12 protein-coding genes and 1 pseudogene are annotated in these 13,576 nt (G+C 59.6%); 6 read left to right on the forward strand and 7 right to left on the reverse strand.

The features are described from left to right. Positions 1–40: 40 nt before the first annotated feature. The gene (locus NQL71_RS02130; RefSeq protein ID WP_077184919.1) at positions 41–745 is read right to left on the reverse strand and encodes a fimbria/pilus chaperone family protein; all 705 of its coding nucleotides are present in this window, start codon (positions 743–745) and stop codon (positions 41–43) included. 54 nt (positions 746–799) lie between these two features. Continuing rightward, positions 800–1,456 carry a DUF1120 domain-containing protein gene (locus NQL71_RS02135; protein ID WP_046818521.1) on the reverse strand — a complete coding sequence of 219 codons (657 nt, stop codon included), beginning with the start codon at positions 1,454–1,456 and terminating at the stop codon, positions 800–802. Positions 1,457–1,925: 469 nt separating this feature from the next. Between NQL71_RS02135 and NQL71_RS02140 the strand changes: the two genes are divergently transcribed. Beyond that, on the forward strand, positions 1,926–3,446 hold the full coding sequence (locus NQL71_RS02140) for a phospholipase D family protein (RefSeq protein WP_425520674.1): 1,521 nt from the start codon (positions 1,926–1,928) through the stop codon (positions 3,444–3,446). 6 nt (positions 3,447–3,452) lie between these two features. Here the strand turns inward: NQL71_RS02140 and NQL71_RS02145 are convergent, their stop codons facing one another. Continuing rightward, complete coding sequence (locus NQL71_RS02145) at positions 3,453–4,595, reverse strand: MFS transporter (RefSeq protein ID WP_248686014.1); 1,143 nt, start codon at positions 4,593–4,595, stop codon at positions 3,453–3,455. Between the two features lie 161 nt (positions 4,596–4,756). Continuing rightward, a complete protein-coding gene (locus tag NQL71_RS02150) occupies positions 4,757–6,250 on the reverse strand; it encodes an aldehyde dehydrogenase (RefSeq protein ID WP_046818524.1) in 1,494 nt (497 codons plus the stop codon). 234 nt (positions 6,251–6,484) lie between these two features. Between NQL71_RS02150 and NQL71_RS02155 the strand changes: the two genes are divergently transcribed. Continuing rightward, positions 6,485–6,847, forward strand: a complete 363-nt coding sequence (locus NQL71_RS02155) for a cupin domain-containing protein (RefSeq protein ID WP_046818525.1) — start codon at positions 6,485–6,487, stop codon at positions 6,845–6,847. Between the two features lie 164 nt (positions 6,848–7,011). Here the strand turns inward: NQL71_RS02155 and rpmG are convergent, their stop codons facing one another. Beyond that, positions 7,012–7,167 carry a 50S ribosomal protein L33 gene (rpmG, locus tag NQL71_RS02160; protein WP_007894709.1) on the reverse strand — a complete coding sequence of 52 codons (156 nt, stop codon included), beginning with the start codon at positions 7,165–7,167 and terminating at the stop codon, positions 7,012–7,014. Between the two features lie 11 nt (positions 7,168–7,178). Beyond that, positions 7,179–7,412 carry a 50S ribosomal protein L28 gene (rpmB, locus tag NQL71_RS02165; protein ID WP_003176907.1) on the reverse strand — a complete coding sequence of 78 codons (234 nt, stop codon included), beginning with the start codon at positions 7,410–7,412 and terminating at the stop codon, positions 7,179–7,181. Between the two features lie 447 nt (positions 7,413–7,859). On the opposite strand from rpmB, the gene NQL71_RS02170 reads away from it, so the two are divergent. Beyond that, positions 7,860–9,446 (forward strand): ABC transporter substrate-binding protein, encoded by a 1,587-nt coding sequence (locus NQL71_RS02170; RefSeq protein WP_046818526.1) that lies wholly within the window; start codon positions 7,860–7,862, stop codon positions 9,444–9,446. Positions 9,447–9,511: 65 nt separating this feature from the next. On the opposite strand, the gene radC is transcribed toward NQL71_RS02170, so the two are convergent. Then, complete coding sequence (gene radC, locus NQL71_RS02175; RefSeq protein WP_077184923.1) at positions 9,512–10,186, reverse strand: RadC family protein; 675 nt, start codon at positions 10,184–10,186, stop codon at positions 9,512–9,514. A 135-nt stretch (positions 10,187–10,321) separates the two neighbouring features. Here radC and coaBC point away from each other — a divergent pair, with 135 nt between their 5' ends. The 3 genes and pseudogenes from coaBC to NQL71_RS02190 all read left to right on the forward strand — a co-directional run. Beyond that, positions 10,322–11,530, forward strand: coding sequence for a bifunctional phosphopantothenoylcysteine decarboxylase/phosphopantothenate--cysteine ligase CoaBC (gene coaBC / locus NQL71_RS02180; RefSeq protein WP_008054605.1), 1,209 nt, complete (start codon positions 10,322–10,324; stop codon positions 11,528–11,530). A 5-nt stretch (positions 11,531–11,535) separates the two neighbouring features. Next, positions 11,536–11,991 (forward strand): dUTP diphosphatase, encoded by a 456-nt coding sequence (dut, locus tag NQL71_RS02185; RefSeq protein WP_046818544.1) that lies wholly within the window; start codon positions 11,536–11,538, stop codon positions 11,989–11,991. Positions 11,992–12,167: 176 nt separating this feature from the next. Beyond that, a pseudogene (locus tag NQL71_RS02190) lies at positions 12,168–13,571 on the forward strand (phosphomannomutase/phosphoglucomutase); the annotation flags it as partial. Positions 13,572–13,576 lie beyond the last annotated feature (5 nt).

Consider the following 13,576-nt stretch of genomic DNA (forward strand, 5'->3'; position numbering starts at 1 on the left):
ACCCTTATTCCCGCGGCTCGCCATGCGCACGAGCCCGGCATTACCTGGCGACCAAAGGCGCATCGTAAGTGCCCATTGCGAATCCGTAAGTGCTCGCAGGCGACAAGCGCACAGTCGCCCCCACCACCTCAGCTCCCGTCAGAACCAGCTCTTCGCCAGGCAGTACATAGGTACGCGGTAAATCCAGCGGTATGCCAAGCGGCATGATGCTGACCGACTTGGCCAGTCGGACCACATAAGGACTGGCGTTTCTGACCTGAACCTTACCGTCCCGTAACGACCAGCTCAGTCCTTTCCAGGGTTCACGCTCGACCGGCAGGCTCGCCGGACGCAGGATGACTGGAATATTCTGGCGTACCCCCAGTTTCACTTGAGCCTGCCCACCCGTTTCGGCAGGCAAGATGCCCTCGAAGATGACGCGCTTCAGGCGTTCGGTTTCGAGGGGTTTGGCGCTTTGCAGAATGAACCTGAGCTGCTGGGTTGCACCCGCCTCGACACGCGCCACTGGCTGGGTGACGACCAGCAGATGCTCACTGTCCTGAGGAATGTTCTCGATCACGGTGTACAACAGCGCTGGTTGGTCATCCGTGTTCTGAACGTTGATTGTTGCTTCGCCGATAGCTTCATCTACCAGCAAAACCGGAACCTCGGGCACCATGCCGACGGCAAATGCTCTCGCGCTGGAAACGGCCATACAGATAGCGAAGAACGCGCCAGGCGCGACCTGTTTTTTGAATGAAAACATAATGATTTCCAGGAGTGCCCGGGAGCTTGGCCGTAGCCGTCCCGGGAACCTGTGTTACAGGTAGTAAACGTCGAAGGTCACAAACCCATCGACTTTGTACTCATCGGTGGTAACTGGCAGATCCCTGGCCGGGCGTACTGCCGCTGCTACCTTCATGGGAAAGGCGTGGAACCTGGCGGCAATCGGCCCTTTAACCTCGTCTTCACCCCAGGAGTAGCTGACGGGTGCATTCGACACCATCAGGCTTTGCGGGATGCGCCAGTTAAGGTTATTGGGAGTGCGAACCAAAAACTGCTGTGCCCGCTCATCTGCACTGGGGATACCGACTCGCAAGCCAAAACCACCAATTGCAACGCCATCCACGGTGCCCAGACCGTAATACAGATTTTCACCAGTAAAACCGGTTGGGCTGAAAATCAAACCGGGTGCCTTGGTATCGCCACGACCATCCGTCACGGCGAACTCAACAGCCGCGGGGGCTGTGCAAGCGATACTTAGCGTGATGTCCTTCTCGGGAAAATTGGTTTGAGCGGCAATATTCAGATCGTTTGCAGATAAGTTACCCAGTTGCACAGTTGTACCACCGGCAAACGTTGGGACACACGAAGTTGGTGTAATAGCACCGGTCACAGTCAAACTGGTACTTGCTGCCGACGCCATCATCGGGGAAACAGCAATCGCGGCGGCGACTATCAAAAATAGATCTCTCATTATTAACTTCCTTGTTAGATATCGATATACAACAATTGAAGCTACACAACTTCCGGGAAGCAAAAACGGTTGATTTACCCCACAGATTTGTAAAGCGATGATTGCCGTTTTTTTGAAATTTTTCTGTAGGACATTTCGTTATACGCAAGAGGATAAGGCTATGCTTGGCGTGGCTTTCAGAAGACTCCAATGAAATTTTTAAAATGAAAAGACTTGTAACTTCCCACCACCCAATGTCTCCCCAACCACACTTATAACGGTGGCGCTCCAGATTATTGTTTCGCCCCCCGGCCCCTTTGCGGTTCACGAACACGCATTGAACTTTCTTTCAAAACAAATCCAACCATTGGAGCGCACTGAGAACCATCAACCTCCCAGGCCGTGCCATACTCCGGCTTTGCCGCCATTCGAGATACTCGACTTGAGCTCAAGACAAACCATCGCCCTGTTGCTGCTGCTTGGTGTGTCAATGAGCGGTTGCGCCAACTTCGACCTGCAGCTCGAGCCGAGCCAGGCGCTAGCGGCGAGCGCCTCGACATTCGGTCGCTCGGTCCAGGCCCAGGCCGCTACCCATGAAGGGAAATCGGGATTTCGCCTGCTGTCCGACAGCACCGAGGCGTTCACCGCCCGCGCCGAGCTGATTCGCAACGCGCAAAGCAGCCTCGACCTGCAGTACTACATCGTCCATGACGGCATCAGCACGCGGATGCTGGTGGCTGAATTGCTCAAGGCTGCGGACCGCGGCGTGCGCGTACGCATTCTGCTCGATGACACCACCAGCGATGGCCTGGACAAGACCATCGCCACGTTGGCGGCGCATCCACAGATCCAGATTCGCGTGTTCAACCCGTTGCATCTGGGTCGCAGCACCGGCGTGACGCGCACCGTGGGCCGGTTGCTGAATGTATCTCGGCAACATCGACGCATGCACAACAAGCTGTGGCTGGCCGACAACAGCATGGCGATTGTCGGAGGGCGCAACCTGGGGGACGAGTATTTCGACGCCAAGCCCAACCTGAACTTCACCGACATCGACATGCTCGGCGTCGGCCCGGTCGCCGAGCAGTTGGGGCACAGTTTCGACCAATATTGGAATAGCGCCCTGAGCAAGCCCATCGATGAGTTTGTATCAAGCAAGCCGACCGCCGAGGATCTGCAAAACACCCGCACCCGGCTGGAAGAATCCCTGGAAGAATCGCGCAAACAGAACCACGCGCTCTATCAACAGTTGATGACTTTCGCCACGCAGCCGCGCCTGGATATCTGGCGCGAAGAGTTGATATGGGCCTGGAATCAGGCGCTATGGGATGCACCGAGCAAAGTGCTGGCCGACGGCGAGCCCGATCCACAGTTGCTGCTGACGACTCAGTTGGCCCCCGCACTCGATGGCGTCAGCAAAGAGCTGATCATGATCTCGGCCTATTTTGTACCCGGCCCACCGGGGCTGGTTTACCTGACCGGACGTGCTGACGCCGGCGTGTCGGTGCTATTACTGACCAACTCATTGGAAGCCACGGACGTGCCGGCGGTGCATGGCGGCTATGCACCGTATCGCAAGGCGCTGATGGAGCACGGCGTGCAGCTCTTCGAACTGCGCCGCCAGCCCGGCGACAACAGCGGTAGCGGACCTCGCCTGTTTTCCAGCAAGTCTTATGGGGACTCCGATTCAAGCCTGCACAGCAAGGCAATCATCTTCGACCAGCAAAAGGCCTTCATCGGCTCGTTCAACTTCGACCCCCGCTCGGTACTGTGGAACACCGAAGTCGGGGTGCTGGTGGACAGCCCGGAACTGGCGGCCCACGTTCGCGAGCTAGCCTTGCAGGGCATGGCGCCGCCATTGGCCTACAAGGTGGAGCTGGATAAAAACCAACTCGTATGGGTTACCGAAGACGACGGCAAAATGCACACCTTGACCCGCGAACCTGGCAGTTGGTGGCGACGCTTCAATGCCTGGCTGAGCAACGTCGTCGGGCTGGAGCGCCTGCTTTGAAGCTTCTCAAGCTGGCTGCACCGCGCCAAACGCCCCCTGCCGCGACACCAGGATCACCAACCCAAACGCCCCCACCGCCATCAGCAACGGTAACGCATGCCCGCTGATCCACTGGCTGCCGGCACCGGCAATCAAGGGCCCGAGAAGGCAACCGATCCCCCACAGTTGCGCGATGTGCGCATTGGCCCGCACCAGCGCATCGTCGCGATACCGCTCGCCAATCAGGATCAGCGATAAAGTAAACAGCCCGCCGGCACTGGCGCCGAACAGCACCCACAGCGGCCAGATCAGCAAGGTCTCGATCAGCAACGGGATCGCCAGGCTCGAGACCAGCAGTACCACCGCGCAACCGATAAACAACGTACGCCGCGACACTCGATCGGCCAGCGCACCGATGGGCAGTTGCAGCAAGGCATCGCCCACCACGACCGTGCTGACCATAGCCAAGGCGATTTCCGTGGTGAAGCCCTGGCGCAGGCAATAGACGGGCAACAGCGTCAGGATCATCGCTTCGAACGCCGCGAACAGCGACACCGCCCAGGCAATGGCCGGCAGACCCCGGCAGAAGGTCAACAAATCACCGAAGGTTACGCTACAGGCCTCGCTGCCAGGCGCGCCGCCACGCCCCAGCAGCAGGAACGGTGCCGCCACCAGCAGCCCCACGCCGACCCAGAAACCGTAATCGTGCTCGGTACCCAGCACGCCCAGCAGGATCGGTCCGGCCAACTGGCTCAAAGCGTAACTGCTGCCGTACAACGCCACCAGCCGTCCGCGCCACTCTTCGACCACCAGTTGGTTGATCCAGCTTTCACCGAGGATGAAGACCAGGGTGAGGATAACGCCGATCATCAGGCGCAGCACCAGCCAGATCGGATAACTCGGCAACAGCGCCAGCACACCGATGGACACCGCCCCGGCCCACAGGCTCAGGCGCATCAGATTGGCAGTGCCCAGGCGCGCCGCCAGATGACTGGAAATCTTCGCGCCCAGCAGCACACCAAAGGCCGGCATGGCCGCCATCACGCCGATAGCAAACGAGCCGTAGCCCCAACTTTCCAGGCGGAACGACACCAGCGGCATGCTGACACCCAGGGCCAGGCCGACACTCAAGACAGACGCCAACACGGCGAAATACGTCGCCCAACGCATGTTCCACGCTCCTGTGGATATTTTTATGGTCTGCGCAAAACAATGTGGGAGCGGGCTTGCTCGCGAAGAGGCCATCACATTCAACATCAATGTTGACTGTCACACCGCCTTCGCGAGCAAGCCCGCTCCCACAGGGGATCTACGTCGTTAAGAAAACCGACTTACAGCTTGATCCAGGTCGCCTTCAGCTCGGTGTACTTGTCGAACGCATGCAGCGACTTGTCGCGACCGTTGCCGGACTGCTTGAAGCCACCGAACGGCGCTGTCATGTCGCCGCCATCGTACTGGTTGACCCATACGCTACCAGCACGCAGTGCGCGAGCGGTCAGGTGCGCCTTGGAGATGTCCTTGGTCCACACTGCAGCGGCGAGGCCGTATGGCGTGTCGTTGGCGATCGCGATGGCTTCTTCGGCGGTATCGAAAGCGATGACCGACAGCACAGGACCGAAGATCTCTTCCTGGGCGATTTTCATCGCGTTGCTCACGCCATCGAAAATCGTTGGTTCAACGTAGGTACCGCCCGTTTCCTGCAGCGTACGCTTGCCACCCGCGACGAGCTTGGCGCCGTCGCTGTGACCGGACTCGATGTACGACAGCACGGTGTTCATCTGCTGGGTATCCACCAGCGCGCCGACGTTGGTCGCCGGGTCCAGCGGGTTGCCCGGCTTCCAGGTTTTCAGGGCTTCGATCACCAGCGGCAGGAATTGGTCCTTGATCGAGCGCTCCACCAGCAGGCGCGAACCGGCGGTGCAGACTTCGCCCTGGTTGAACGCAATGGCGCCGGCAGCGGCTTCAGCGGCCTCTTGCAGATTCGGCGCATCGGCGAAAACGATGTTCGGGCTCTTGCCACCGGCTTCGAGCCAGACGCGCTTCATGTTCGACTCGCCGGAGTAGATCAGCAGTTGCTTGGCGATCTTGGTCGAACCGGTGAACACCAGGGTGTCTACGTCATTATGCAGGGCCAGGGCCTTGCCGACGGTGTGACCGTAACCTGGCAGCACGTTGAGCACGCCTTTCGGGATGCCGGCTTCGACGGCCAGGGCAGCGATGCGGATGGCGGTCAGCGGGGATTTTTCGGATGGCTTGAGGATCACCGAGTTACCGGTGGACAACGCCGGGCCGAGCTTCCAGCAGGCCATCATCAGCGGGAAGTTCCACGGCACAATGGCACCGACAACGCCGACCGGCTCGCGAGTCACCAGACCCAGCTGATCGTGCGGAGTAGCCGCCACTTCATCGTAGATCTTGTCGATGGCTTCGCCACTCCAGCTCAGGGCTTGCGCCGCACCAGGAACGTCGATGTACAGGGAATCGCTGATCGGCTTGCCCATGTCCAGGGTTTCAAGCAGGGCCAGCTCTTCGGCGTGCTGCTTGAGCAGGCCGGCGAAACGGATCATGGTGGCTTTGCGTTTGGTCGGCGCCAGGCGCGACCAGACACCGGAATTGAAAGTGGCGCGGGCGTTTTCAACAGCGCGCTGGGCATCGGCGGCGTCACAGCTGGCAATCTTGCCCAGCAGGCGACCATCGACCGGGCTGATGCACTCGAAGGTCTCGGCAGAGACGGCATCGGTGTATTCGCCATTGATGTAGGCGCGGCCTTCGATCTTCAGATCGCGAGCGCGTTGCTCCCAGTCGGCACGAGTCAGGGTGGTCATGCGAGTGTCCTCCTCTTATTGAATACGACACCCGCGTTCTTCGCGGGCGCTGTCAGGAATTCTGCCCGGCCAGCCTGCTTTCGGCCCAAGGCAATCACCACCCTAAACCAGCGGCAGGTGAAGTTTCAATATATTTGACATAACGCCGGCAAACGGCCTTGCGATGTTCATTTTAATAAACATAGACTTTGGCTCTTTCAACCACTCGCGTCGCAATCACGGGGGAATACAACAATGAGCATCCAGAACATCGTCGACTTCAGCCAGGCCACCACCGAACCCGAGCGTTATCGCCCGGACCCGGCGAAAGTCCTCAAGGGCGACCCTGAGCAAGTGGTGTACAACCACTACAACAGCCCATGCGGCCAGCTGAATGCCGGCGTATGGGAAGGCGCCGTCGGCCAGTGGCTGGTGAACTTCACCGAGCATGAATACTGCGAAATCGTCCAGGGCGTTTCCGTGCTGCGCGACAACGACGGCAACAGCAAAACCGTACGCGCGGGCGATCGCTTCGTGATCCCGGCAGGCTTCCGGGGTACCTGGGAGGTGCTGGAGCCGTGCCGCAAGATTTATGTGGCGTTTGAGCAGAAGGCCTGAGGATTTTTGTTGTCAGGAAAGCCCGCTCCCACAGTTGCCCGCATTCCAATGGGGGAGCGAGCCTGCTCGCGAAGGGGCCGCCCCGACCAATGCAAAACCATCAGGCAACAAAAAAGGCCCGTATCTCGCGATACGGGCCTTTTTCGTAAGTCGGGAAAAATCAATTACTTGATTTTGCCTTCCTTGTAGATCACGTGCTTGCGAACAACCGGATCAAATTTCTTGATCTCGATTTTGTCCGGGGTAGTGCGCTTGTTCTTGTCGGTAGTGTAGAAGTGACCAGTACCGGCGCTCGAAATCAAACGAATCAATTCACGCATGATTAGCTCCCTTAGATCTTGCCAGCGGCGCGGATTTCGGCCAGCACGACAGTGATGCCACGCTTGTCGATGATGCGCATGCCTTTGGCAGATACGCGCAGACGCACGAAACGTTTCTCTTCTTCAACCCAGAAGCGGTGATGCTGCAGGTTCGGCAGGAAACGACGACGGGTTTTGTTATTTGCGTGGGAAATGTTATTCCCAGTCACCGGACCCTTACCGGTAACTTGACAGACTCTCGACATGCCTCAGCCCTCTAAAACCACATGCCCAACCCGGCATGGGTTGGCCGCTTAATCTCTCAGTCATTTGGCGCCAGGCGCCGCGTTTCTTTAAGGGTCTTACCGGCTACACCTACAAACGAAGGAACCGGGCCCCTAGAAAAGAGCGCTGCTTTATACCAGAAAGACTCGAGTGCAACAACATTCGGTGTGCGCCGAGTTGATAAAAAACCCGTTTTTCAGCCGCCAAGCGCCTTGAATCAAGGCTATCGTCGATTTCGACCGCTCGTCGCAGAGAATCTGCCCGACAGGCCAATCGGGCTTTTTTCCAATCAGCGCTCACCAGAATCGCTCGGCTATAGTCCCCTGAAATCGAAAAAGGGGATAGTCATTTGCAATCCAGCCCACTAGGGTAAGCCTTTTCCAGACTGCACTCGCAGATGGGCCTTCGATCTGTAAAGGAACCCGACCATGCGCCTCGCTGCCCTACCGCTGTTGCTTGCCCCGCTCCTGCTGGGCCCACAGGCCTTCGCCGCCGCCCTGAGCGTGTGCACCGAGGCCAGCCCGGAAGGGTTCGATGTGGTGCAATACAACTCGCTGACCACCACCAACGCCTCAGCCGATGTGCTGATGAACCGCCTGGTGGATTTCGACACCGCCAGCGGCAAAGTGGTCGCCAGCCTCGCGGACAGCTGGGAAGTCACCCCGGATGGCCTGACCTACGTCTTCAAGTTGCACCCTCAGGTGAAATTTCACCGCACCGAGTATTTCAACCCGACGCGGGAATTGACGGCCGAGGACGTGAAGTTCAGCTTCGACCGGATGCTCGACCCAGCCAACCCATGGCACAAAGTCGCCCAGAGCGGTTTTCCCCACGCTCAATCGATGCAATTGCCCGCGCTGATCAAGAAGATCGACGCGCTGGACCCGCTGACCGTACGCTTTACCCTGGATCACCCGGACTCCACCTTTCTCGCCACCCTCAGCATGGGTTTCGCCTCGATCTACTCGGCGGAGTACGCCGACAAGCTGATGAAAGCCGGCACGCCAGAGAAGCTCAACAGCCAGCCGATTGGCACGGGACCATTCGTGTTCACACGCTTTCAGAAGGACGCCACCGTTCGCTACAAAGCCAATGCCGACTACTTCGGCGGCAAGCCCTCGGTCGACCCGCTCATCTTTGCCATCACCCCCGACGCCAACGTGCGCTTGCAGAAACTGCGCCGCAATGAATGCCAGATCGCCCTGTCGCCCAAGCCTCTGGATGTACAGGCCGCGATGAAAGAGCCAACGTTGAAAGTCGAAAAGACTGACGCCTTCATGACCGCCTTCGTTGCCATCAACAGTCAACACCCCCCCTTGGACAAACCTGAGGTGCGCCAGGCGATCAACCTCGCCTTCGACAAGGCCAACTACGTAAAAGCCGTGTTCGAGGACACCGCCGAACCCGCCAACGGCCCCTACCCGCCCAACACCTGGAGCTATGCGAAAGCATTGCCGGGCTACCCCCGTGACATCGAGAAGGCCAAGGCATTGATGGCCAAGGCAGGGCTCAAGGAGGGTTTCCAGACCACGATCTGGACCCGTCCGTCTGGCAGCCTGCTGAACCCCAACCCGAGCCTGGGTGCCCAGTTGCTGCAGTCCGACCTGGCGGAAATCGGCATTCAAGCGGAAATTCGCGTGATCGAATGGGGCGAACTGATCCGCCGCGCCAAGGCTGGTGAACACGACCTGTTGTTCATGGGCTGGGCCGGTGACAACGGCGACCCGGACAACTTCCTCACGCCGCAGTTTTCCTGCGCCGCAGTCAAGTCCGGGACCAACTTTGCCCGCTATTGCAACCAGGACCTGGACAAGTTGATCAGCGCCGGCAAGACCACCGGCGAGCAAGGTGTGCGCACCAAACTCTACGAACAGGCGCAGACGCAAATCCAGCAACAGGCGTTGTGGCTGCCGCTGGCTCATCCGACGGCCTTCGCGCTGACGAACAAGAATGTCGAGGGTTATTCGGTGAGCCCGTTCGGGCGGCAGGACTACTCCAAGGTCAACATCAAATAGTCCGCCCCGACGCAAAACTCTGTAGGCGCCGGCTTGCTGCGGGCGCCTACAAGGTTTTGCGTGCTTCACATCCAGCCGTACTCCGCCATGGACAACGGATCGCCGTCGCCGATGATGAAATGGTCGAGTACCCGCACATCGATCAGGTCCAGCGCCTTTTGCAGGCGCTTGGTCAGCACCCTGTCGGCCTGGCTGGGGTCGGTGTTGCCCGACGGATGGTTGTGGCACAGGATCAATGCAGCGGCATTGTGTGCCAGTGCACGCTTGACCACTTGCCGCGGATGAACGCTGGTGTTGTCGATCGAGCCGCGAAACAGCACCTCAAAATCCAAGACCTGATTCCGGGAATCGAGAAACAGGCAGCCGAATACCTCGTGGGGTTCATGGCGCAACATCGCCTTGAGGTATTCACGCACCACCTGCGGATTTTCCAGCGCCGACTTTTCCCGCGCGCGCTCGGCCAGATGGCGCTTGCTCATTTCCTGGGCAGCCTGCAATTGCGCGAACTTCGCCGGCCCAAGTCCCAACTGCTTGCTGAACGCCTCCTGATCGGCTTCCAGGAGCAAACGCAGGCTGCCAAACTGACTCAACAGGTGTCGGGCCAGGTCTACGGCGCTTTTACCCACCACGCCGGTTCGTAAAAATATCGCCAGCAGCTCGGCGTCCGAAAGACTTCCCGCGCCCTGTTCAAGCAACCTCTCCCGCGGCCGTTCCGCCGACGGCCAATCGCGAATACTCATAGCACCTCCCTGTCTGTGGGCGCCGCTGTTCCGTAGCGGTCGCTGTGATATCGTAGCCCATCTTTTTTGCGGGCGATTTCACTCCTGGGGAGGGGGTATCGCAACGCAGTCATCAACGAAATGAAAGGCAGGCCTATGCAGCGGCTGTATCGGAAACGCATTGTTCTGGGCGTCGGCGGCGGTATCGCCGCCTACAAGAGCGCCGACCTGGTTCGCCGCCTGATCGACCAGGGCGCCGAAGTGCGCGTGGTCATGACCCGGGGCGGCGCCGAGTTCATCACTCCACTGACCATGCAGGCCCTGTCCGGGCATCCGGTCCACCTGGACCTGCTGGACCCGGCGGCCGAAGCCGCAATGGGCCACATCGAACTGGCCAAATGGGCCGACCTGGTACTGATCGCACCCGCCACCGCCGACTTGATCGCGCGCCTGGCCCAGGGCATTGCCGATGACTTGCTGACCACGCTGGTGCTGGCCACCGACGCCGTGGTTGCCGTCGCTCCAGCGATGAATCAGGCCATGTGGCGCGACCCGGCCACCCAGGCCAACCTGCAAACCCTCGAAAGCCGTGACATCAAGGCCTTCGGCCCGGCCTCCGGCAGTCAGGCCTGCGGCGACGTCGGCCTGGGGCGCATGCTCGAAGCCACGGAACTGGCCCAATGCGCGGCAGACTGCTTCCAGCGTCAGGCACTGACCGGCAAGCATGTGCTGATCACCGCCGGCCCGACCCAGGAAAACATCGACCCGGTGCGCTACATCACCAACCACAGCTCCGGAAAAATGGGCTTTGCCCTGGCCGAAGCGGCGGTTGAAGCCGGTGCCCGCGTCACCCTGATCACCGGCCCCGTGCACCTGCCGACCCCGGATCGTGTCACGCGCATCGACGTGGTCAGTGCCCGCGACATGCTCGCCGCGTGTGAAGCGGCAATTCCTTGCGACCTGTTTATCGCCTCGGCTGCGGTCGCGGATTACCGCCCGGAAGTCGTCGCGCCACAAAAACTCAAGAAAGATCCTACGAACGGCGACGGCTTGTTGCTACAAATGGTGCGAAACCCGGACATCCTGGCCAGCATCGCCACACGCCCCGACCGTCCGTTCAGTGTCGGTTTCGCCGCCGAAACCGAACACCTGCTCGACTACGCTGCCCGCAAGCTGAAAGACAAGAACCTCGATTTGATCGTCGCCAACGACGTCGCCAACCCGAGCATTGGCTTCAACAGCGAAGAAAACGCCTGCAGCGTGATCGACCGTGAGCTTCACGCCACACTCTTCGCCCAGACCAGCAAGAGCAAGATTGCTCGCCAGCTGATCACTTTTATCGCCGAACGTCTGAACCAGGTTTAATTTACATGCACGCTTTGCAAGCCAAGATCCTCGATCCCCGCATCGGTACCGAATTCCCGCTGCCGCAGTACGCCACGCCAGGCTCTGCCGGCCTTGACCTGCGCGCCATGCTGGAGCAGGACATCGTGATCAAGCCGGGTGAAACCGTATTGATCCCCACCGGCCTGTCGGTCTACATCGGCGACCCGAACCTGGCGGCGCTTATCCTGCCGCGCTCCGGCCTGGGCCATAAGCACGGCATCGTCCTGGGTAACCTGGTCGGGCTGATTGACTCCGACTACCAGGGACCGCTGATGGTCTCTTGCTGGAACCGTGGCCAGACAGACTTCACCATGGCCGTTGGCGAGCGTCTGGCGCAACTGGTGCTGGTGCCGGTGGTGCAGGCGCATTTCGAGATGGTTGAAGAGTTCGTCGAGACCCAGCGCGGTACCGGCGGCTTCGGTCATTCCGGCAGCCGCTGATACGCAATCTATACGCCTGAAATCAAGGGATTGACCGGTCCAAAAGCCGCTCGCGTTGCTGGCATGGCCTTTTCGCACCACGAACTCTGCGCGAAAAACGCCGTCATACCTTTCAGTTTGAACCTGCCGGCGAGTCATTCGCCGGCCTGTCCAGCCACTTTCAAAATGGAGCATTACCCCAGATGAGCACCCCAGTGCGCGTTGCCCCCAAGTTCCCCGACAGCATTTTCCGCGCCTATGACATACGCGGCACCGTCCCGGAATTTCTCAACGCCGAAACGGCTTACTGGCTCGGTCGCGCCATCGGTGCCCAGAGTCTGGCCCAGGATGAACCTAACGTTTGCGTAGGCCGTGACGGACGCCTCTCTGGCCCGGAGCTGGTCGAACAGTTGATCCAAGGCCTGGCCGACAGCGGTTGCCATGTCAGCGACGTCGGCCTGGTGCCAACTCCGGCGCTGTACTACGCCGCCAACGTACTGGCCGGCAAGTCCGGCGTAATGCTCACCGGCAGCCACAACCCATCGAACTACAACGGCTTCAAGATCGTCATTGCCGGCGACACCCTGGCCAATGAACAGATCCAGGCCCTCCATGACCGCCTCAAGACCAACGACCTGACCAGCAGCAAGGGCAGCATCACAAAAGTCGAGATCCTCGACCGCTACAGCACCGAAATCGTCCAGGACATCAAGCTGGCCCGCCGCCTGAAAGTCGTGGTGGACTGCGGCAATGGCGCGGCCGGCGTGATCGCCCCGCAATTGATCGAAGCGCTGAACTGCGAAGTCATCCCGCTGTTCTGTGAAGTCGACGGCAACTTCCCCAACCATCACCCGGATCCGGGCAAGCCTGAAAACCTCGTCGACCTGATCGCCAAGGTCAAGGAAACCAACGCCGATCTCGGCCTGGCTTTCGACGGCGACGGCGACCGCGTCGGTGTGGTGACCAACACCGGCAGCATCGTCTTCCCTGACCGCTTGCTGATGCTGTTCGCCCGCGACGTCGTGGCGCGCAACCCGAACGCGGAAATCATCTTCGACGTCAAATGCACCCGTCGCCTGATCCCGCTGATCAAGGAATATGGCGGTCGTCCGCTGATGTGGAAGACCGGTCACTCGCTGATCAAAAAGAAAATGAAACAATCCGGCGCCCTGTTGGCCGGCGAAATGAGCGGGCACATCTTCTTCAAGGAGCGCTGGTTCGGTTTCGACGACGGCATTTACAGCGCCGCGCGGTTGCTGGAAATCCTCAGCAAGGAAAAATCCTCGGCCGAAGAGCTGTTCGCGACCTTCCCGAACGATATTTCTACGCCGGAAATCAATATCCATGTGACCGAAGAGAGCAAATTCAGCATCATTGATGCATTGCACGACGCGAAGTGGGGCGAAGGCGCCGACCTGACCACCATTGACGGCGTGCGAGTCGACTATGCCAAAGGCTGGGGCCTGGTTCGCGCTTCCAACACCACACCGGTGCTGGTCCTGCGTTTCGAGGCCGATGACGAGGCTGAATTGCAACGCATCAAGGACGTTTTCCACGTCCAGTTGAAGCGTGTTGCACCTGATCTCCAACTACCGTTCTGATTCAC

Origin of the sequence: Pseudomonas serbica, assembly GCF_028823535.1 — a bacterium.
Taxonomy (GTDB): domain Bacteria; phylum Pseudomonadota; class Gammaproteobacteria; order Pseudomonadales; family Pseudomonadaceae; genus Aquipseudomonas; species Aquipseudomonas serbica.